Below are 20140 nucleotides of genomic sequence, written 5' to 3' on the forward strand. Positions count from 1 at the left end.
ACTGAATTTATAATAACCGACCGTATCGGAGGGGGAAAATGAAAGTATTTGCTATTATTCTTATTGCATTATCAACGATATCGTTTCGCGCTTGTGACCATCAACAACCACATGAAGATTTGGAGCTGTCATTATCTCCTAACTATTCAGAAGGGGTATTGTATTTAACACCAGTCATTACATATATTGGGGAGGATCCTATTAAATTGCATTATGGGAATAACATTGCATGGATTGAGCGTGTAGAAAAAGATGAGGAAACCTATTTTGAATATGAGGAACCTACCGCAGTGTTAGAGCATCGTTCAAAATTAGTGGAAGAAGATGAAAGAGCGGGTCAGACCATTAAAATTGAAGTGGATCCAGGTACATATGAAATTGTATTAAAGGCAGAATACACAGTGGAAAAAGACGGTGAAAGGGCTACAAATACGGACGGAAATAATGGGTTTCAACATACCAATCGAGTCGTTCAGACCATTGAAGTGAAACGGTGATAATCCCTACACGAAAGGAATGGCAACGCTATCATAAAAGGGTTGAGAAAGGAAAAATGTGTTTACAGAGGGAAGTGCTGTGTGATATGATCGAATGGTAAATTGTTTTGAAATCGAAAAACGTTTTCGGCCTCGAAAGCATTGTATTACATCAGGCATCAGGCATGAAATGGTTTTACGGTATTCAAAGATTTAACTTTTCTATTTATTTTTAAGGAGGCCGTTAACATGACAGGCAAAGTAAAATGGTTTAACTCAGAAAAAGGTTTTGGATTTATCGAGCGTGAAGGTGGAGACGACGTATTCGTACACTTCTCTGCAATCCAAGGAGAAGGATTCAAAACTTTAGAAGAAGGTCAAGATGTTGAATTTGATATCGTAGATGGCGACCGTGGCCCACAAGCTTCTAACGTTGTTAAGCTATAATTCAAACACTAACCTAAATATATAATTAAACAAAGGTCTGCTCCTAATGGGGTAGACCTTTTCTAATACTACATACATTTGCAAAGGGGTGTAACTAGTGGAAGGAAACAAATCGCATAAAAGTTTTGAGAGAAGAATATCTGGTGTGCATGGTGAAAAGGGTAAAGAGTGGCTACGTAAACTCCCAAACATTCTTAATGAGGCAGAGACTAGGTTTGATATATCCATTGGTACACCATTTGATTTGTCATATAATTATGTCACACGTGCTTTCTTAAAAGATACGTATGAACCTTGTGTTTTGAAATTAGGAGTTGACGGTAAGGAATTCTTAACTGAAGTAAAAACTTTAGAAAAGTTTCGTGGGCAAGGGTATGTACAGTTAATTGATAAAGAAGAAGAATTACGTGCGTTTTTACTATCTTACAAAGAAGGAGATACTCCACCATTAGATGATGTTGAGGCAATATCATCTGTAATGAAGAGATCCCCTAAAATAAAAACAGATATTGAAATTTTTCCAACAATAGAGGAGCAATTTCATAGTCTTCAAAAGTATAGAAACTCAAAAGACTTATATGAAAAGGGTTATGTAAACGAAGCGTTATTAAGAAAAGCCGAAGATATGATAGAAGTGTTGTTAAATAGCGAGACGGAAAAAGTACTCTTGCATGGTGACCTTCATGCTGGAAATATTATATATGATGGTGAGCGTTACACAGCCATTGACCCTAAGGGAGTCGTGGGGGAACTTGCTTTTGAACCAGCACAGTTCTTTTTAAATGCTCCAATTTCACTATTAAAGGATGAAAAGATAGTAAATAAGTGGCTATTATTCTTTAAAGAAAATAATCACCTCGACCCTGATAGAGTTATCCAGTATGCATTTTGTAAAGCTGTCTTATCATTAGTTTGGCTTGTGGAAGATAACGACCCTAATTGGGAAGAGGGGGTTGAATATGCTAAGGTTATTGAAATGCATGTATAGGAGGCTGTTCTCAAGAATTATATTTTTATGGCAATTGTAAAAAAGGGATGAGATGTTCTTCATGAAAAAACATGGATTAATTATATTAAGTATTTTTATCGGAGGCGCCATAGGGACTATGTTTCGCTATTTCATTAACTTACACTTCCTCGGAGTTGGTGGCGTGATTTTTCCTTTTGGAACCCTTATTGAAAATCTTGTTGGAAGCTTCCTTCTTGGAGCATTAACGGGATATATAGTCGCAAAAAAGTTACCAGCTTTTTTAGAAAAAGGAATAGGTGTAGGTTTTTGTGGAGGATTTACAACAATGTCTACCTTGGCAGCAGACACTGTTTTTTTAAGTAGTGCGGCAATTTCCTGGCATGTAATGGTATACATAATCGCCTCCTTATTTGGAGGCATATTATTAGCTCTCCTAGGGCTCACTCTTACCCAAGCATATAATAAAAAGAGCTTGAGAAGGGAAGGGTTCGAATGAATTTAATAATCGTTGCAATTGGTGGAGGTTTAGGGGCTGTTATACGTTATATTTTAGGAATATGGATAAAGGATAAAACAAAGGAGAGGGCTATTCCAACGGCAATGCTTGTAGTAAATGTGGTAGGAGCGTTTGGGCTTGGGTATTTTTTAAGTAGCTTTTATGGCGAAATTCCAGTAAATGCATATGACGAGAGGCCTTTTCTTATAATTGGTATTGGTTTTTTTGGCGCGTTTACGACCTTCTCTACCTTTAGTGTTGAAGCAGTTACGTTAATGCAGAAAAAGAAATGGGGTGCATTGACCACTTATGTTTTGTTGAGTATAGGTGGAAGTGTCTTAACATTTCTCATAGGATTCTACCTAGGGTTGTAACAGGAAAGTCCTTTCTTAATAATTTCATTGGACTCACTCGGACCAATAGAATGAAGGAAGCTGCAACAAGGGTTGATGTAACTATAAGGGGAGAAACTACCCCTATTAAAGAAATGGCACTGAAAATAGTTTAAATAGATGGAGAAATTCCCCCTATGACTCAAATAAACATGATAATTTGATTTTTGTGTATCCTTAAAGGGAAAACTTACCCTTATTTATGCCAATCTAGCAATATTCTAGAGTTTAAAGGGAAAGTCTCCCCTTATCTAAACTAAAGATAAGGTTCTTCACGTTGGGGGTTCTCTTTCAAGTGGTGTGAGTGGATCAATGGTTGTTGCTTAGAAGTAATAATCATTGTTTTATCAGGGTAGCTTTTAGCTTATTAAATAAAAAGGTGCGAGCCAAAAATTAGGCCCGCACCTTTTCCTTCAATACTTATTATTTCTTATCATCTTTTTTCTCAGACGTGGAATCATCCTTAGGTGGGTCTAAGTCACCATTTAATTGATCACCTAAGTCATCCCGCAGATCTTCATATATTTTCTCTTTAAATTCTTCATACACTTCTTCTCTTATTTCATCGTATACTTCTTCTTTAAAGTCGTCATATACTTCCTCTTTAAATTCCTCGTATACCTCTTCTTTTACCTGTTCGGCAACTTCCCCTCTAATTTCATCATACACTTCTTCTTTTACATCATCATACATGTTTTCCTTCATCTTATCGTACATTTCACTGTGTACTTCTTTTTTCATTTTCTTCGTTCGCTTACGAACAGTCCACAGTTGTTCTGCCTTCATGTCTCTCCCCATCATCATCAGTAAGGAGAAGATCATGGCGACCATGATGATGGCAAATGGAAGGGCAGCGACAATGGAGGCTGTCTGAAGTCCTTCTAATCCACCACTCCAAAGAAGGACACTGGCAGTACCTGCAATAAGGAAGCCCCAAACGACTTTTATGATGAGTTTAGGATCTAAACTTCCGTCACTAGATAATGCTGCTAAAACATAGGAAGCAGAATCTGCCGATGTGATGAAAAATATTAAAATTAATAGGATGGAAAGGATGCTCATTATAAAGCCTAATGGAAGCTCAGCCAGCGTAACAAATAGAGCGACTTCCACATTACTCTGAACAAGATGTCCGATTTGTTCGTTACCATCCATAATCATATTTAATGCCGTACCACCAAAAGCAGTAAACCATATTGCAGCAAGAATAGACGGTACGATTAACACACCTGCAACAAATTCACGGATCGTCCTTCCCCTAGAGATCCTTGCAATGAAAATACCCATAAACGGTGCCCAAGAGATATGCCAAGCCCAGAAGAAGATGGTGTTTGCGCCAAGCCAAGCGCCGTCATCGAAAGGATTCAAGTCGAGACTCATATGAACGACATTATAAATGTAATCCCCAATCGTGGACACAACACCATTAAAAATAAAAATAGTAGGACCAACAATTACCATAAAGATAAGTAGAATAGCAGCAATAGTTAAATTTAATGTACTGAGTATCTTAATCCCTTTGTTAACCCCTGATGCTGCAGAAAAAATAAATAAAACAGTTACGATCGCAATAACGATAAAGTGGGTAAGTGATACATTTGGTATGTCTGTTAAGTGAGATAGACCACCAGAAATTTGTAATGCACTTAAACCAAAGGTTGTTGCTACCCCAGTGGAAGTAGCTAATACAGCTAGAACATCGATACCTTTACCAATAGGACCTCTAGTGTGGTCACCTATTAAAGGTTGGAATGCTGAACTAATTAAAGCTGGCTGGTCTTTTCTAAATTGAACATATGCCAAGGTTAAAGCAACTAATGAAAAAATCGCCCATGGGTGTAGTGCCCAATGGAAGACAGCATAACGGAGTCCTGCACTTGCCCTTACTTCGTCAGGAGATCCAATGTAATTTGGATGTGGATCCATAAAGTATAAAGCAGGTTCTGCAACTCCCCAGAATACGAAACCTACCCCAATTCCTGCTGAAAACAACATACCTAGCCAAGTGTAGAATTTGTATTCAGGACGTTCTCCTGGTTTTCCTAAGCGAAGCTTTCCAAAAGGGCTTATTGCTAAAAATAGTACGAATGCAATAAAGAATGCGGTGGAGAGCATATAGAACCAGCCAAAATTACTCAATGTGGATGCGAGGGCACTGTTCGAGAAAGATTCTAAAGATCCTGGTGATAAAGCCCCCCACAGCACGAATAATGCGACTAATGGAGCAGATATCCAAAAGACAATACTTTGTTTCTTTGTTTTATATTCATAATTGTTTTCCATAAAATTCATCCGCAGTATACATCCTGCAGATACTCCTCCTCTCTAACTTTAAATCCATAAATATAGACTTTGTAGAAATAATGGTTTTTATTAATTCAAGTAACAAAGAGAAAACTTATGTATATTATTGGTCTTAAAAAGACAATGCTGTATTAATGGAAAAGTCCCTTGGCACAAGACCAAGGGCCCTTACTGTAACAACAATTACCCAAATTTATTTATTAATTTAGTGATTTAAAGTTCACTATTTTCCATTGCCTCAAGAAGCTTTTTCTTTTTTACTTCCCGTTCTAGATCATTTAGAAACTTTTCTAAACGTATTTGGAATTGTTCATCTAATTGCAAATCAGAATTCGTATCCTTTTTACTGATTGCAAATTGTTGGGGAATAACAAGACCATGGAGATTTCGAAAAACTAGTCGGAGATGGTTTACAGTATTCGTACCTGACTTCACTCCGCCTGTCGTTGTTACTAAGCCGATAGGGGTGTTTTGAAATTCTTCAAACCCTAAAAAATCAAGGAAGTTTTTTAAGGCACCTGTATATGAACCATGATATTCTGGGGAACCAACAATTACTCCGTCTGCATTTTTAAGATCTTGAGATACCTTCTCCAGTTGATTTGGGGTATCAAGGTCAGGAGCGAAAATAGGTAGTTGCAAATCTCTAACATTTAATATTTTGGCCGCAGAACCATTTTCATTAAGTTGTACTGCCATTTTATCTAACAGCTTTTTAGTGAAGGATTCACGATTCATACTCCCATTAATTAAAATAATGGAATGCTTCGTATTTCCTATCATAATAAACGTCCTCCATTTTATAAAAAATCTAGTTGTTACATGATTAAAAACCATTGATAATTATATCATATATAAGTAACCTGAATAAAAGTGACGGATTTTTTGTACATTATGACACAATTTAGTAAATTACTAGTTAAGAGGTGATAATGATGGCAACCATTGAAGATTTTTCAAAGCTTGATATTAGAGTTGGAACAGTAATGGAGGCAGAATCCTTTCCTGAAGCTAGAGTCCCTGCAATTAAATTAAAAATTGACTTTGGGGAAGAGGTGGGGCTAAAGCAAACTAGTGCACAAATAACAAAACGTTATGACCCCAGTGGCTTAATTGGACGGCAAGTAGTTGCAGTTGTGAATTTCCCACCAATTCGAATTGCCGGCTTTAAGTCAGAAGTACTTGTGCTTGGAGGAGTACCAGGACAGGGAGATGTCGTATTGTTAAACCTTGATGAGAAGGTCCCAAATGGAACGAAAATTGGTTAAACGAAAGCGTGGATGTGAGAAGTAGCTATTTCTCTGTCCACGCTTTTGTTTTTGTATTTGATTTACATACTTATTTTAAACATACTTGAATCAGCTAATTCATCATCTAAATAGACTTCCACTAAATATTCTCCAACTGAGGTCATGGGGTTACTCGCATTAATAAGATCAAGTGTTACTTTATCAGATGTGAAAAATGGATATTTCCTTTCTCTAATTTGCTCCCATTCCCCTGTATTAGTGTCGTTATAATAAAGAATTATTTTGAACTCTTTATCTCCAACAGGTTCATCACCGTGATACAATAGCATTATTTCAAAGTGAACATACTTCTCAAATATAGGCATCTCAGATTGGTTGGAAGAAGTATATGCACCTGCTTCTTCTTCATAAATGTGAATGCCATGCTGGGTAGGAGTTAACTCCCATAAATAGATCCAATGTAATGGTAGTAAGAGTAATAAGTAAAGAAGTACAGGTCCAATGATTCCGCTAATTATTGATCTTCCAGATTTGTTGAATAGTGGTGCCTTGTACTTGTTGGCTTCTGCATTTCGATTAACGTAGAGATAAACGCTTCTTCCATACATAGCATTTCCTTTTATACCAAAAAAGATGGCATTGATAACAGCTGCAGAGATATACCAAAAAGGAAGACGATCTATAGGTAAAGAGGTATAATTAAGGAAGATGGGTGTTATTGTGTGCAATATTGCTGCAACTAGATAAAGGGAAAAGTATAGGACTAACCATGAATACAAATGGCGAGAAGCAAGCCAAAACGGCGCTAATATAAATGCAGACCAATTCCAACCAGAATTAGACAATGGTCGATGATGTTTTTGCCATCGTTCTAAATAATAATTGCTGTTCGTTTGTATTTTTTGATTACAGTCATTAATAAAGTTCTCATCATGACGTACAAGCTGAGAGAATTGCTCGTTATTCACGTTATACACCTGCCATTCCGTATTTGTAAATTTTAATCAAACGTTTATTTAGGAGTGAGTCATTTGAATAGATTTTCTTTATTTTCACGAATAAAGCTTACCATCCTTTTCTTGATAATAGTTAGTTTTACATTTGCTTGTCAATCAGAAGGGGCTGTTGAACCGGACGAAGTAGTTGCGGAATACATACATACCGATTTTAGTTATTCTCCTTTCCAATATCCAGAGGACTGGGAGTTAGTTGCTGTCTCATCAGATGTACAACTCCTTTACCAGGACTGGGACGAGCCTGAGAAGCATCGTTATGCAGACGTTCCGTATAGATATGGTTTTACATTTGGGGAAAAAGCGGAAGAAAATGTAGTCACAGAAGAGGAATTAGAGACATTTAATGAAGATAAAGCTTTAATGGGAGAAACGACTAGGCAGCACTATTACCATACTTATTATCAACACTATGGCAATCTTCATTTGAGTAAAAATGGTTTTATACGTCTTGTCTCCCAGCATGAAACAGGCGAAGAATGGGTTATTAATGGGGAAGAATTTCGAGTATTACGTGATGGAAATGAGTGGGTTGTTAATTGGTTTAAAAACGGCACGTACTATGATTTAATCGTTCTTGGAGAAGCTGGAATTAGCGATGAAGAAAACTTTGAGGAATTACTTGAATTTATGTTTTTGCAAGGATTATAAAATTTGCACTTGATTTTGTAATAAGTATCCATTATGATAACTTTCAATAACTTAGATCGATGAGGAAGAGAGTACGTACGTTGAGTCCTCCCAGCGAGTCGGGAATGGTGAGAGCCCGATAGAAGGCAACATACGGAAGCGCACTTCTGAGATGTTTACTCGAACTTGTAGAACGAAAGTAGAGTGAAAACCGGTTGACGCCGTTATCTGTCAGGAAAGTGGTTTTTCAAACAGAGTGGTACCGCGGGATAAGCTCGTCTCTATATTAGAGGCGGGCTTTTGTGTATTTTTAAACTATATAAAGTAGGTGAATAACATGAGGTTTGATGAAATAGCAGTGGACGCCCTAGAGGCTCACGTCAAAAATGTTTTAACCAAAGAAGAGATAACAAGGCTTATTGAAACACCAAAGCACGCTGAACATGGGGATATAGCATTTCCTTGTTTTCAGTTGGCCAAAACATACCGCAAGTCTCCACAGCAAATTGCAAAGGAGCTTTCTGAGGTGTGTGAACATCCTTTCATAGAAAAATTTGAAGCCAATGGTCCTTACCTAAATGCATTTCTTAAGAGAAAGTTGATCAGTAAACAATTGATAGAAAAGGTTACTCAGTTAAGTGATCATTATGGAAGTGCAATTGATGGCATTGGGGCGCGTGTTGTAATTGATTTCTCATCACCAAATATAGCAAAGCCCTTCTCAATGGGGCACTTACGATCAACCGTGATTGGGAATTCCCTTGCATTACTTGCTGAAAAAAATGGCTGCGAGCCAGTAAAAATTAATCATCTTGGCGACTGGGGAACCCAATTTGGAAAACTAATTGCTGCTTATAAACATTGGGGAAATGAGGCTGAGGTTAAGGAGAATCCAATTCCGACCCTTTTGAAGCTATATGTGAAGTTTCATAAAGAGAGTGAAGAAAACCCTCAGTTAAGTATTGAAGGGAGAGGTTGGTTTAAAAAGTTAGAGGGTGGAGATTTAGAAGCCGAGTCCTTATGGAAGTGGTTCAAAGATGAGTCTTTAAAAGAATTTGAAAAGGTATATCAAATGCTTGGAATATCCTTTGATAAAGTACAAGGAGAAAGTTTTTACAACGATAAAATGGAAGAGGTAGTGAAGGAATTATCGGAAAAGGGTCTCCTTCATGAGTCAGAAGGAGCGAGGGTTGTTAACTTAGGGGAAGATCAACCACCTTGTCTAATAGAGAAAACAGATGGAACAACACTCTATGCCACTCGCGATTTAGCTGCAGCGATTTACCGTTACAAAACTTATGATTTTCAACAATGTCTCTATGTTGTGGGTGGAGAGCAACAGCTTCACTTTGAACAGATCTTTCAAGTGTTGGGCATGATGGGCTATGATTGGAATAAGAAAATGACTCATGTTCCATTTGGACTTATCTTAAAGGACGGCAAGAAAATGTCCACTAGAAAAGGTAAGGTTGTCCTACTAGAGGAAGTACTACAAAATGCAATTGATAAAGCGAAAGATAATATGATGGAGAAAAATCCTGAGCTGAAAAATCTAGAGGACGTGGCTAAACAAGTTGGTGTTGGAGCGGTCATTTTCCACGATTTAAAGAATGAGCGATTGGGAAGCGTGGAGTTTGACTTAGAACAAATGCTTAAATTTGAGGGGGATACTGGTCCATATGTCCAATATACGAATGCTCGGTGTCAGACAATCTTGACGAAAGCGGAAAGAAAAGGGCATATGGATAAAGTTAGTGGTTTAGAAGATCCCTATTCATGGGAAGTTGTGAAGCTGTTAGAACGATTCCCAACAGAAGTTAAAAGAGCGTTTGATCTATACGAACCTTCTGTGATTGCAAAATATTTGTTGAAGCTATCCCAAGCAGTTAACACCTATTACGGTAATGTGAAAATTCTTCAAGGCGATGCTGGGGAAAAAGATAATAAACTTGCTTTATTAAAGTCAGTCACTATTGTTTTGCAAGAAGGATTGAGATTATTAGGAATAAAGGCTCCTAAAAAAATGTAGGTTCATAAGGAGGGGGCAAGTCACTTATTCAAAAAGTGTTGCCCCTATCTATTAATCTCACATATGATGTCCGCCAATATTTTCTTGTCCCTGGAATGGAGGATACCAAACAAAGAGGACAGCAATACAGATTAAATAAAGTAGGGTTAAAATGTGAAGGAATATCCACTTCTTTTTTCCGGACTTCTCATTGTTTTTCCAAAAATGAATACTCCAAAAACCACCTAATCCAGACAGGAGTAAAAAGAATAATAGAATAATCCTTATTTCAGCAATGGATAACATTTCAGCAGTCATGGCCCCCATCAATCCAGCCATTGCTCCAGTAAAAACGCCTTCGACTGTAGCTAAAGGTCCATGTGGTATGCCAATGAATAAACCGAAAAATACTGATATGAAGATGCTAAGGACGATGGAAGAGAAAAACACTCCTTGAAACAATCCACCTACATAAATACCGACTGTAAAACAAATAAGCATGGATGCTCCCATAGCTAGCATCATTTTTTCCATACGTGTCCTTTCTGACTTTCCTTGTACACCAATATGATAGAGAAGTAAGGGGATGATGATAAACCCTGTGTATAAAAGCATAGATGGTCACTCCCATTTATAGGTAATTAATGAATGAAAGACAAGCATTTAATATATATGTATTCAGTAACTTTGATAATAGAAGGAGTGGGGACATTTTCCATTGCAAGCGTGATAAAATAGGAATAGGTAATCGTAAAAGAGATTAGCAGAGGTGGGGTGCCAGATGGTATACGTTGAAATAGATCAAATTAGAAAACGATTTGTTGTACATGAAAATGAGACTTGTCAAAAAGTAACCAAATCGAGAATAGTTTCAAAGAAATATAGAGACATTCAGCGTGCGAAGTTTGCTTACTTAAATGAATACTGCGACTATACTCTCATCCACCACTGTCAAAGTGCCAAAGTGCGAAATGTAGCTAGCAACGGTGCTAGTGATGCTCCTTTTAATGATTACATTCGTTTCCATCAGAATGTTTATGGCCCTATTGGGAAGCGAGTTAATATCTCTGCTTTACCAAAGTGGATTCGTATATTTTTTTATTTTGTAATGTCAGTAATTATCATAGGTACTATAATTATATTAATCTATTCATAATGTATTTTTGTTGATAATAAAAAGCTTACTGCAATTTAGTGTTTTCATTAAATGATTTGCAGTAAGCTTATTATTATTTTTTGTCTAGAACAATTTCCTTTTTAGATGTAGAGCTATCTGCAATTAAGTATTTCGATTGCCCAAGGTAAAGTGGCAGCTGTAGCGCATTTAAGTTTGGAAGCATGCCATCAAATTTAGCTTCATCTTGATGGAATTTCTTAATGTTTCCAACAATCCAATCGTGATCTCCATATGAATTAATATCTAGTACTTCACATTCATAAGCTACATATGCATCCACAAGTATAGGGGAGTTCGTAACTTCTCCTTTTTTCCAAGGAATGTCCATTTTCTCGAATTTATCGCCGTCAGAACCTGAAAATTTTCCAGAAGCTTCGATATAGTGTGCGTATTCTGCTGGGACAAAATTAATGGCAAACTCATTGCTGTTTTTGATTAGGTGGTGGGTAAATCGCTCTTTCGCAACTGCAACTCCATAGATCGGAGGATCATAGGAGATGTAGGAATGCCATCCAGCAGCCATAATATTTTGGACATCTTTGTCCTTTGCAGTAACTAGAGCAATTAATCCAGGATAGCAATGTAAAACGGTTTGGTCTGTACTTTTTAACATGAATCTCTCCCTCTCTAATATACGTTCATAGAAACTAGTATAGACGAAATCGTAGTTTGTTCCCATATAATATAGAATTCTTCACAATCTTAACAAGATTTCACAGAAAAGGGCCACCAGATCGACGCTTGAACAGGTATGAAAAAGAGGAAAAACTAAATCTCATACCTGATCGACGCTTGATCAGGTACTAAAAAGAGGAAATCCCAAATCTCATACCAGATCGACGGCTGATCTCATGTCGGTCCGAGTGGGTCCACTCTTTTCAGGTTGGTTGGGCTCCGGACATCTTTACATTTTTAGATAAAAAAATAGTCCGTGAACGAGATTGTCACGGACTATCAAAATATATTATTACTCTGCTGTTTTGAAATCGCTAGGATTTTTAGCTTGGAATGGTTCGGAGACATCCATATGCCCTAAGAAGCCATCAGGTACTTCTCCATCAATTAGAATTTGAGTTTTATTATATCCGAATTGATGGGCAAGCATTGTAATTTGATCAATTAGCATTGCTTCACCACTAGAGCCTAAGTTGGCATCTAAGATATCCTCACTAAAAGATACTTTAGCTACATCTCCATCGAAGGTAATTGATTGGACCTTCGTTGTTTCTGGTACAAGACTTACTAAGTTTTCTTCTAAAGGACCAGCAATCCATAGTTCATATACTTGCATAGCTCCAGCTTCATCGGCTGTTACAGAAACGTCAGTAATAACACGATAAATGTCCATGACTTGATCATCTGAAAAATAGAATTCAACATTATTAACTTTGGCAACTTCCTCATCAGATTCTGTTACCTCTTCGTCAGCCAATTCACTACTATCTTCTGCACTGTCTTCTTGTGCTTCATCTGAAGATTCCTCAGATGCTTCATCAGCTTCATCTACTTCTGTTTCGTCTTGATGATCTTCCACTATGCTATCTGTATCATCAGTACCACCAGTAGAATCATTACCTTCTCCTTGACCACAGGCAGCTAATACTAACAGGAGGCTTAATCCCAGTAGTAACAACCATGTTAACTTTTTCATCTTAACCCCTTCTTTCTATAAGCTATATTTATTAGTTAGACGGTAAAATGTAGAATATGTTACAAGCATAGCATAAAGTTTATATATGTAATATTTAATTTAATGAAAAATGTCGAAAGTCCTATTAATTTTGTGGTTAATCCTATTGATGAGTATCTATAAGAAGCCCGATAAGATTAAATTATGTTAAAGTTAAGATATCTTATTTTAAAGCTGGTGGGATCATGGGGACAAAGGAGAAGAAAACGATCTTAGAAATCGTATACGAATCTATTATGTTTGTCCTTGCTTTCATGGCAGTGGCAACCATTTGGTATGCAACACAATATGATTCAGTCATCGTTTGGGGGACTTGGGCTATATTTTTTGTGGATTTCATCATTCGCTTTTTTACGGCAGAAAAGAAGTGGCATTTCATCAGATCTAATCCGTTTATGCTCATAGCAATTGTTCCACTAGACGCAGTATTTCAGTTGGCTAGAGTTGCTAGGTTGTTGCATTTTATGAGACTAAAAGTAATTACTCAGTACTATACTAAACCTTTAATACGAAAGTTAGAAAAACAGAAGTTTTCTTATGTTATTCCAGTAGGATTTCTCATCGTCTTTATATGTATACTTCCATTATACTTATTAGAGCCTGGCCTCGAGACGTATTTTGACGCATTTATTGGAGGAATGTTATCCCTTGTATTCTTTGGTTATACGGCTATAAATCCTCAAACAACAATAGGAACTGTCATTATTACTCTATTAACGATCGTAGGGGTTGTTATGCATGGTGTAGTTATTAGTATTTTATTTAATACAATAACTAACTTTCCTTTTGTTAAAAAGTTATTATTGAAGATAAAAATGAAAAGTGAAAAACAGAATCAGCAATTATAGAAAAAACCGTTGGGAACCTCAATCCCCAACGGTTTTACTAAGCTTTACTAATTACTCGATTCCTGCAAGCCACTCTGCAACTGTATCTTGGTTAGCTTCTACCCAAGCAGCAGCAGCTTCTTCTGCTGGTACATCTTGTTGGATCTCAAGCATTACTGATTCCATGTCAGAAGTAGTCCAGAAGAATTGGTCTAAAATTGTGAATGCTTCAAGATCATCTTCCTCTAATCCTTCACGAACCATTGTTGCGATAATTTCTGCATCACCGAAAGTACCTTCTGGATCTTCTAGATACTTCAGGTCGTAAGAAGCGAACTTCCAGTGAGGAGTCCAACCAGTAACAACAATTGGATCACCATTTTCAACTGCGCTACCTAATTCACCAGCCATAACACCACTTGAAGTAGGTACTACTTCCCAACCTTCAAGGTTTTCATAATCAGTTTCAACAGCAGCTTCTGCTGCACCAACTACACCAGCACCTGCTTCAATACCAGTGATTTCCATGTTCAATTCGTCTGCATATTGATCAAGATCAGCAATGGAATCAACATTCATGTATTCTGGAACAACTAAACCAATTTTTGCACCCTCTAAGTTTGGACCAAGTTCAACTAAGCTATCAGCGAACTCTTCATATTGTGAAGCATGAGTAGCTGGCAACCATGCTGCTACCATAGCGTCAGCCTCACCAGAAGCTACTGCGTCCCACATAAGTGTGTTATCAATTGGTGTATACGTTACATCGTACCCTTGATCTTCTAATACTTTACCGATAACGTGAGTAGATGCGATTTCAGAATCCCATTCTACGTAAACTAGTTCAATAGCTTTGTCGTCATCGTTGCCACCGCAACCTGCTGCTAGTAATGATAATGAAAGTCCTGCTGCAAGACCAAGACGTTTCCAATTAAGTTTCTTAAACATAATAGTAAATTCTCCCCTTTTAATAGTTTTTAATATATATGGAACTTTTCTTAGTGAAAAGGAACCAACGAGTAATATTAGCCTTTCTTTTTTCCATCAAAGCCTTGTGAGAAGCGGTCAACGATAATTGCTAAAATAACAATACTTATCCCTGCCACAAATCCAGTACCCACATTTGCGCCTTGTAATGCTCGAGTTACTTCTCGTCCTAAACCAGGTGCTCCAATTAATGAAGCAATTACAACCATAGAGAGTACGAGCATAATTGTTTGGTTAATCCCGGCCATAATCGTTGCTTTGGCCATTGGAAGCTCTACCTTAAATAACTTTTGAGCAGGAGTACTACCGAAAGCATCTGCTGCTTCAACTAATTCTGTAGATACTTGGCGTATTCCGAGATTAGTTAGACGTACCGTTGGTGGTACAGCGAAAATAAGTGATGCAAAAACACCAGGTACATAGCCGATGCCGAAAAAGGCTGCAGCTGGAATTAAGTAAACAAATGCTGGCATTGTCTGCATAAAGTCTAATACAGGTTTCATAATTGTTTGAGCTATATTATTTTTGGCCATTAAAATACCAAAAGGAACACCTATTATGACTGATAATAAACTAGCAATTAATACGAGAGTGAACGATTGCACTAATTGAGTCCATAAACCTTGATTGTAAATTAACCAGAGACCTACAATGGAAAATGCAGCAAGTCCGAATTTTTTTCCTGAAATGTAAAATGCATATAAAGCAACTAAGAGTATGATGAATATAGGAGGAACTGCCCCTATAATATCTACCATCCATTCCATAAATGCCCTTAGATAGACACTAATAGGATTGAATATAAAAGAAAATACATCTTTGATTACATCGATCGTTGTATCGGCCCAACTTGCTAACGGGATTCTAGGAATAAAGTCTAATAAATCATGAAGAAAATTAAGCATTTTCTAAGTTCACCTCGCTATCACTTGCAAGAGCGCCAATGACTGCTCCACGTACGATAATACCAACCAATTTGCTGTTATCTATGACTGCTACAGGAATTGGAGAGTCGTGGATAATATTAAATATGTCATTCATCGGTGTCTCCTTGTCTACTTTAGGAATATCATTTCGCAAGATCTCTTGAAGATGCTTGATGTCATTTTTCTTCGCAAGAGAAGCATCATCTGCAGTAATATATCCTTTTAAGGTTCTATTACTGTCGACTACGAAAATACTAGAAAGCCCTTCTTCACGCATACGTTCTAGTGCAACGCGGGGACCATGCTTATCCATATTCACTGTTTCAGGACGTTTCATAATATGTTGTGCCGTAAGCACTTTTGATCTATCAATGTCTTCAACAAATTTTTCTACATAATCATTTGCAGGGTGTACAAGAATTTCTTCTGGTGTACCGATTTGTACGATAGAACCGTCTTTCATAAGGGCGATTCGATCACCAATACGTAACGCTTCATCTAAATCATGTGTAATGAAAATGATAGTTTTCTTCATAGTAGATTGTAGATCTAATAATTCATCCTGCATGTCTTTACGAATTAATGGATCTAGTGCGGAAAATGCCTCGTCCATTAATAAAACTTCTGGGTCATTCGCTAACGCACGTGCTAAACCAACACGTTGCTGCATTCCTCCGGAGAGCTGATCTGGATATTGATGCTCATATCCTTTTAATCCAACTAATTCTAATGAAGTCAATGCTTTTTCTTTTCGCTTCTCTTTTTCGATATCTTGTACTTCAAGGCCGTACTCTACGTTTTCAAGAATTGTTCTGAATGGGAATAGTCCAAACTTCTGGAAAACCATACTCATTTTTTTTCTACGAACCTCGCGTAATTGCTGGTCATTCATTTGTGCAAGATTCTCACCATCGATCCATACATTTCCTGCGGATGGATTGATTAAACGATTTAATAATCGAACAAGTGTTGATTTACCACTTCCTGATAGCCCCATAATTACAAAGATTTCTCCATCTTGTACTTCAAAAGAAGCTTGGTTGACACCAACGGTCATTCCTGTCTCTTTTAAGATGTCATCTTTTGATCTCTTTTGATCTAGCATTTTTATTGCTTGCTTAGGGCGTTTACCAAAAACTTTTGATAAGTTTTCTACTTTTATTTTAGCCAATCTAGCCACCTCAATCTTTTCAGTCGTTCGTAATTCTATTTATATAGTAGGAACAGAATGAATCTCATAATATACACTTGCTAAAAATGAAGTCTAATAAGTATTCATAACTTGGCTTCAGAATTAGACACAGTCATTATTATTAAAATGGAAAAAATAATCATTATGGCCCACATGCCGCTTGACCTATTTAACTATAAACTTTTAAAAGAATTTGATCAAACGGTGTATACTCACTAATTTGTATCAAAAGTTTGTTCAGTTAAAACTGTACGTAATAAACGTACTATATTCTTTTAAATGCTACTGATTGCTCAATTTTTAACATCTACTGGTCGCTTTCATCTCTTAAATAGTTTTGCTACCATTTAAAATAGTAGAATGGAGGAGGGTAACGATGCGATGCCTAGTAATAAAGATTATGAAATAGAATTAGAAAAGCTAGATGGCGCACGCAATCGTTTCATAACGGAGATAGCTAAAAATATTCACTTATATAACATCACACCATCGGCAGGACGCCTTTATGGAACTGTCTTTTTTTCTGAAGAACCCATGACTTTAGATGAAATGAGTCGAGCTTTAGGTATGAGTAAAACTAGTATGAGTACAGGTATTCGGTCATTACTAGAAGCTAATATGGTTGAGAGGGTCTGGGAACGGGGAATTAGGAAGGATTTATATAAAGTAGAAGACGATTGGTATAAGTCATTTTCTAATGTTTTTATTAATCGTTGGCGTAATGCTACAGAGTTGAATATGGGAGCTATTCAGGAAACGAAAGAAATGTTGTTGCATTTAAAAGAAGAAACTGGATTTGATGACGTATTGGAAAAAGTTGAAACAGATTTAGAAAAATTGGAAGAAGCGGAAAACTACTATATATGGTTAACCGATGTCATTTCATTATTTGAATCTGGGAAAATATTCGAATTAGTTCCTAAACGAACAAAAAAGACGTTAAAATAAACTGTACTTAAAAAACTATAACTATAACGGATATGAAAATGTGATGGATCATTTTTCATATCCGTTTTTTCGTGTCTAATTTTTGTTATAATAGACTTACAACCTTATTGTAGAATGTTAATCAAAGTGGATGAAAAGAAGTAAGGAGAAATAAAAATGAAAAACTACCAACTTGCATTGTTGTTATTAGTGATAGGTTTTATTGGTGGAGCCTTATATTGGGTATGGGCGTTATTATAAGCGAACCTACAAGTGCCAAACACACAAGCCGTTTGGCACTTTTTTATCGTAGTACCATTTTCACTGCAGACCTTTATACCGAAATTATTGGCGACAATGAGGGTGATAATTAAATTATCTATATTTTGTTCGAACAAACGGAAGTCTACGAGACTCCTGTGGAAAAGGAAGTCAGGGCAAGACCCTACAGTCTTTGGAGGAAATAAGACGTTACTTGTAACCTAAAGCTGAAAATGTCGACAAATATGATAGAGAGGGAGGGAAGGGCGTGCGTGAGGAATTTGATCGTTTATATGAAACGTATCATCACACACTTTTCCAGTACTTATTTTACATGGTTCGTAACCGTGAAGTTGCTGAAGAACTAGTGCAGGAAGTTTATATTAAAGTTTTACAATCATTTCAATCATTTGAAGGAAAAAGTAGTGAAAAAACATGGCTTTATTCCGTCGCAAAGCATGTAGGGATTGACTGGATTAGAAGTCAGAGCAGGAAAAAAAGAAAGATGGATGGTGCTCAGTATGAGTGGAGTGAAAAGGAGTTTGAGGTTAAGGACCACGCCCCTCTCCCTGAGGAAATCCTTCTCCAAAAAGATGAAATGCAACAGGTTTACCGAATGCTGGCCCTTTGTTCAGAAAGTCAGCAGCAGGTAATAATCCTGAGGTATATACAATCATTTAGTATTGCAGAAACTGCAGAAATACTAGGTTGGACGGAAAGTAAAGTGAAGACTACACAGCATCGGGCAATTAAGACTTTACAGAAACATATAGAGGATCATGAGCTTAAGTGGAAGGAGGCAAGCGAATGACTCGGGAAAATCACTGGGATGAAGAAAAGGTGGAGGACCAGCTTCGCAAGCTGCCTTCAATTGAGGATAAACAGAATAAAGAGGATTTATTTCTAGCGATTCAAAGGAAGATGGATGAAAGGGAAGAGAATCAAAAGATCATTATACCGAAGAAAAAGAAAACGTGGTTTTTCCCTGCCATTGCTTCTGCAGTTGCGGTATTATTGATTATTTTAATTGTTCCTTCTATGTTTAATGATTTGCAGTTTTCGTCTAATGATGAAGCAGCTGAGGATCGAGCGAGTGAAATATTTGAACTCAATATGGGCGATTCAGCTGACGATGCAGATTCAGGAGATATGGGTATTTTCGTTGATGAAGCGGAAGAAACGGAGGAGTCAGTAGAAGAGTCAGGAGATATTACCATGATGGAAGAAGATGGTACGGATCCTTTGACCGTAACTGTTCCAGCACCTTACATTAAAGCAGATGTTAATTTTGGATCAAGTATAGGATCATTTGTGTTTTTAAAGGGGACGGAATTACTAATTGAGGATGCTGGAGAGACTTTGGAAGAACAGATTTACTACGCATTAACAGATGAATCAGCTCAAGAACATGTTTTATTCAAAGATTTACAGTCAATTGAAATAGATGAGATGAATAACACCGTTACTCTGGATTTTTCAGAGAATAATACGTTAGAAAGTATGAGTTCTACTCAAGCGCAGGCATTACCACAAGCTATTCAAGAGGTATTTGGGTTTTACGGGATTACAAAAGTCATTTTCACAACAGAAGGGGACTTGGGCGTTAACTTTGGGCAGACCGGACCTCTTGATGATCTGGGATTATACACCACTAATCGAGGTTACTATTTGTATGACTCAGGGGAAGATGGTGAAAAGCTTCTTTTCCGAGCAGTTGGTGTGGATGAATGGATATTTAATGAAGTTGGGGAACTTCTTACTTTTGAAGAAACGGTCGAAAAAATGAGGAATGTGGCTGATGATGCCTGGTATTCATCACCAATACCAAGCCATTTGGAGTTTGACATTATGGTTGAAGATAATATCGTATTCGTTACGTTTGAGGAGGGGAGTGCCCTTTCAGATACAAGAGATATGGAACTATTTGTAGAAGCGATCTTGCTCACTGCAAGGGATTTCCCTTATGACTTTATCCAATTCCAGAATGCACAAGTGTATACAGTAGGGCAATATCAGATGGAAGAGCCTATTGACGTTCGTGATGTCGTTCCAAACTTAAATTAAATCTATGATAAAAATAAGCCGTATCAGTATCTTTCTGCTGATACGGCTTATTATGATGGTGCGAACTGTGTAAACTAATGAAACAGGTTTGTTGTTGTAAAAA

22 protein-coding genes and 1 other annotated feature are annotated in these 20140 nt (G+C 37.1%); of the genes, 13 read left to right on the forward strand and 9 right to left on the reverse strand.

Annotated features, from left to right (window positions below; genetic code table 11):
• Positions 1 to 38: 38 nt before the first annotated feature.
• The 5 genes from BW724_RS00890 to crcB all read left to right on the forward strand — a co-directional run bounded on the left by BW724_RS00890 (position 39) and on the right by crcB (position 2763).
• Positions 39 to 497, forward strand: a complete 459-nt coding sequence (locus BW724_RS00890; protein WP_088073239.1) for a hypothetical protein — start codon at positions 39 to 41, stop codon at positions 495 to 497.
• Positions 498 to 725: 228 nt separating this feature from the next.
• The gene (cspD, locus tag BW724_RS00895; RefSeq protein WP_088073240.1) at positions 726 to 923 is read left to right on the forward strand and encodes a cold-shock protein CspD; all 198 of its coding nucleotides are present in this window, start codon (positions 726 to 728) and stop codon (positions 921 to 923) included.
• A 97-nt stretch (positions 924 to 1020) separates the two neighbouring features.
• Positions 1021 to 1911, forward strand: a complete 891-nt coding sequence (locus BW724_RS00900; RefSeq protein ID WP_088073241.1) for an aminoglycoside phosphotransferase family protein — start codon at positions 1021 to 1023, stop codon at positions 1909 to 1911.
• Positions 1912 to 1972: 61 nt separating this feature from the next.
• Entirely contained in the window at positions 1973 to 2389 is a 417-nt protein-coding gene (locus tag BW724_RS00905) for a fluoride efflux transporter FluC (RefSeq protein WP_088073242.1), read from the forward strand.
• Positions 2386 to 2763: a fluoride efflux transporter CrcB gene (gene crcB, locus BW724_RS00910; protein ID WP_088073243.1), complete on the forward strand. Its 378-nt coding sequence runs from the start codon at positions 2386 to 2388 to the stop codon at positions 2761 to 2763. Before BW724_RS00905 ends, crcB begins: the two co-directional genes overlap by 4 nt.
• 441 nt (positions 2764 to 3204) lie before the next feature.
• On the opposite strand, the gene BW724_RS00915 is transcribed toward crcB, so the two are convergent.
• Both BW724_RS00915 and BW724_RS00920 read right to left on the reverse strand, forming a co-directional pair.
• The gene (locus BW724_RS00915; RefSeq protein ID WP_088073244.1) at positions 3205 to 5064 is read right to left on the reverse strand and encodes a BCCT family transporter; all 1860 of its coding nucleotides are present in this window, start codon (positions 5062 to 5064) and stop codon (positions 3205 to 3207) included.
• A 234-nt stretch (positions 5065 to 5298) separates the two neighbouring features.
• Positions 5299 to 5868: an NADPH-dependent FMN reductase gene (locus BW724_RS00920; RefSeq protein WP_176371242.1), complete on the reverse strand. Its 570-nt coding sequence runs from the start codon at positions 5866 to 5868 to the stop codon at positions 5299 to 5301.
• Between the two features lie 152 nt (positions 5869 to 6020).
• Between BW724_RS00920 and csaA the strand changes: the two genes are divergently transcribed.
• Positions 6021 to 6353, forward strand: a complete 333-nt coding sequence (gene csaA / locus BW724_RS00925; RefSeq protein ID WP_088073246.1) for a chaperone CsaA — start codon at positions 6021 to 6023, stop codon at positions 6351 to 6353.
• A 62-nt stretch (positions 6354 to 6415) separates the two neighbouring features.
• Here csaA and BW724_RS00930 read toward each other — a convergent pair whose 3' ends face one another.
• A complete protein-coding gene (locus tag BW724_RS00930; RefSeq protein ID WP_176371243.1) occupies positions 6416 to 7303 on the reverse strand; it encodes a DUF2628 domain-containing protein in 888 nt (295 codons plus the stop codon).
• Positions 7304 to 7366: 63 nt separating this feature from the next.
• Between BW724_RS00930 and BW724_RS00935 the strand changes: the two genes are divergently transcribed.
• The gene (locus BW724_RS00935; protein WP_088073248.1) at positions 7367 to 7999 is read left to right on the forward strand and encodes a hypothetical protein; all 633 of its coding nucleotides are present in this window, start codon (positions 7367 to 7369) and stop codon (positions 7997 to 7999) included.
• 50 nt (positions 8000 to 8049) lie between these two features.
• Positions 8050 to 8264: a binding site (T-box leader), on the forward strand.
• Positions 8265 to 8315: 51 nt separating this feature from the next.
• A complete protein-coding gene (gene argS / locus BW724_RS00940; protein WP_088073249.1) occupies positions 8316 to 10007 on the forward strand; it encodes an arginine--tRNA ligase in 1692 nt (563 codons plus the stop codon).
• A gap of 57 nt (positions 10008 to 10064) precedes the next feature.
• Here argS and BW724_RS00945 read toward each other — a convergent pair whose 3' ends face one another.
• Complete coding sequence (locus BW724_RS00945; RefSeq protein WP_088073250.1) at positions 10065 to 10601, reverse strand: hypothetical protein; 537 nt, start codon at positions 10599 to 10601, stop codon at positions 10065 to 10067.
• 166 nt (positions 10602 to 10767) lie between these two features.
• Here BW724_RS00945 and BW724_RS00950 point away from each other — a divergent pair, with 166 nt between their 5' ends.
• Positions 10768 to 11142, forward strand: coding sequence for a hypothetical protein (locus tag BW724_RS00950; RefSeq protein WP_088073251.1), 375 nt, complete (start codon positions 10768 to 10770; stop codon positions 11140 to 11142).
• Between the two features lie 73 nt (positions 11143 to 11215).
• On the opposite strand, the gene BW724_RS00955 is transcribed toward BW724_RS00950, so the two are convergent.
• Together BW724_RS00955 and BW724_RS00960 are read right to left on the reverse strand one after the other, a co-directional pair.
• The gene (locus BW724_RS00955) at positions 11216 to 11776 is read right to left on the reverse strand and encodes a flavin reductase family protein (protein ID WP_088073252.1); all 561 of its coding nucleotides are present in this window, start codon (positions 11774 to 11776) and stop codon (positions 11216 to 11218) included.
• Positions 11777 to 12130: 354 nt separating this feature from the next.
• Positions 12131 to 12814 carry a GerMN domain-containing protein gene (locus tag BW724_RS00960; protein WP_088073253.1) on the reverse strand — a complete coding sequence of 228 codons (684 nt, stop codon included), beginning with the start codon at positions 12812 to 12814 and terminating at the stop codon, positions 12131 to 12133.
• A gap of 224 nt (positions 12815 to 13038) precedes the next feature.
• Between BW724_RS00960 and BW724_RS00965 the strand changes: the two genes are divergently transcribed.
• Complete coding sequence (locus BW724_RS00965; protein ID WP_088073254.1) at positions 13039 to 13701, forward strand: hypothetical protein; 663 nt, start codon at positions 13039 to 13041, stop codon at positions 13699 to 13701.
• Positions 13702 to 13752: 51 nt separating this feature from the next.
• Here BW724_RS00965 and BW724_RS00970 read toward each other — a convergent pair whose 3' ends face one another.
• From BW724_RS00970 to BW724_RS00980, 3 genes are all read right to left on the reverse strand, one after another.
• Complete coding sequence (locus BW724_RS00970) at positions 13753 to 14628, reverse strand: glycine betaine ABC transporter substrate-binding protein (protein WP_088073255.1); 876 nt, start codon at positions 14626 to 14628, stop codon at positions 13753 to 13755.
• 77 nt (positions 14629 to 14705) lie between these two features.
• The gene (locus BW724_RS00975; RefSeq protein ID WP_088073256.1) at positions 14706 to 15572 is read right to left on the reverse strand and encodes an ABC transporter permease; all 867 of its coding nucleotides are present in this window, start codon (positions 15570 to 15572) and stop codon (positions 14706 to 14708) included.
• Positions 15565 to 16764, reverse strand: a complete 1200-nt coding sequence (locus BW724_RS00980; RefSeq protein ID WP_088073257.1) for a quaternary amine ABC transporter ATP-binding protein — start codon at positions 16762 to 16764, stop codon at positions 15565 to 15567. Before BW724_RS00980 ends, BW724_RS00975 begins: the two co-directional genes overlap by 8 nt.
• Positions 16765 to 17166: 402 nt before the next feature.
• On the opposite strand from BW724_RS00980, the gene BW724_RS00985 reads away from it, so the two are divergent.
• The 3 genes from BW724_RS00985 (at position 17167) to BW724_RS00995 (ending at position 20037) form a co-directional block, all read left to right on the forward strand.
• Complete coding sequence (locus BW724_RS00985; RefSeq protein ID WP_088073258.1) at positions 17167 to 17733, forward strand: GbsR/MarR family transcriptional regulator; 567 nt, start codon at positions 17167 to 17169, stop codon at positions 17731 to 17733.
• Positions 17734 to 18241: 508 nt separating this feature from the next.
• Positions 18242 to 18784, forward strand: coding sequence for an RNA polymerase sigma factor SigX (gene sigX, locus BW724_RS00990; RefSeq protein ID WP_088073259.1), 543 nt, complete (start codon positions 18242 to 18244; stop codon positions 18782 to 18784).
• Complete coding sequence (locus BW724_RS00995; protein WP_088073260.1) at positions 18781 to 20037, forward strand: hypothetical protein; 1257 nt, start codon at positions 18781 to 18783, stop codon at positions 20035 to 20037. The genes sigX and BW724_RS00995 overlap by 4 nt, the downstream gene beginning before the upstream one ends.
• Positions 20038 to 20140: the final 103 nt, after the last annotated feature.

It is taken from the genome of Litchfieldia alkalitelluris (genome assembly GCF_002153425.1).
In the GTDB taxonomy this organism is placed as follows: Bacteria; Bacillota; Bacilli; order Bacillales; family Salisediminibacteriaceae; genus Evansella; species Evansella alkalicola.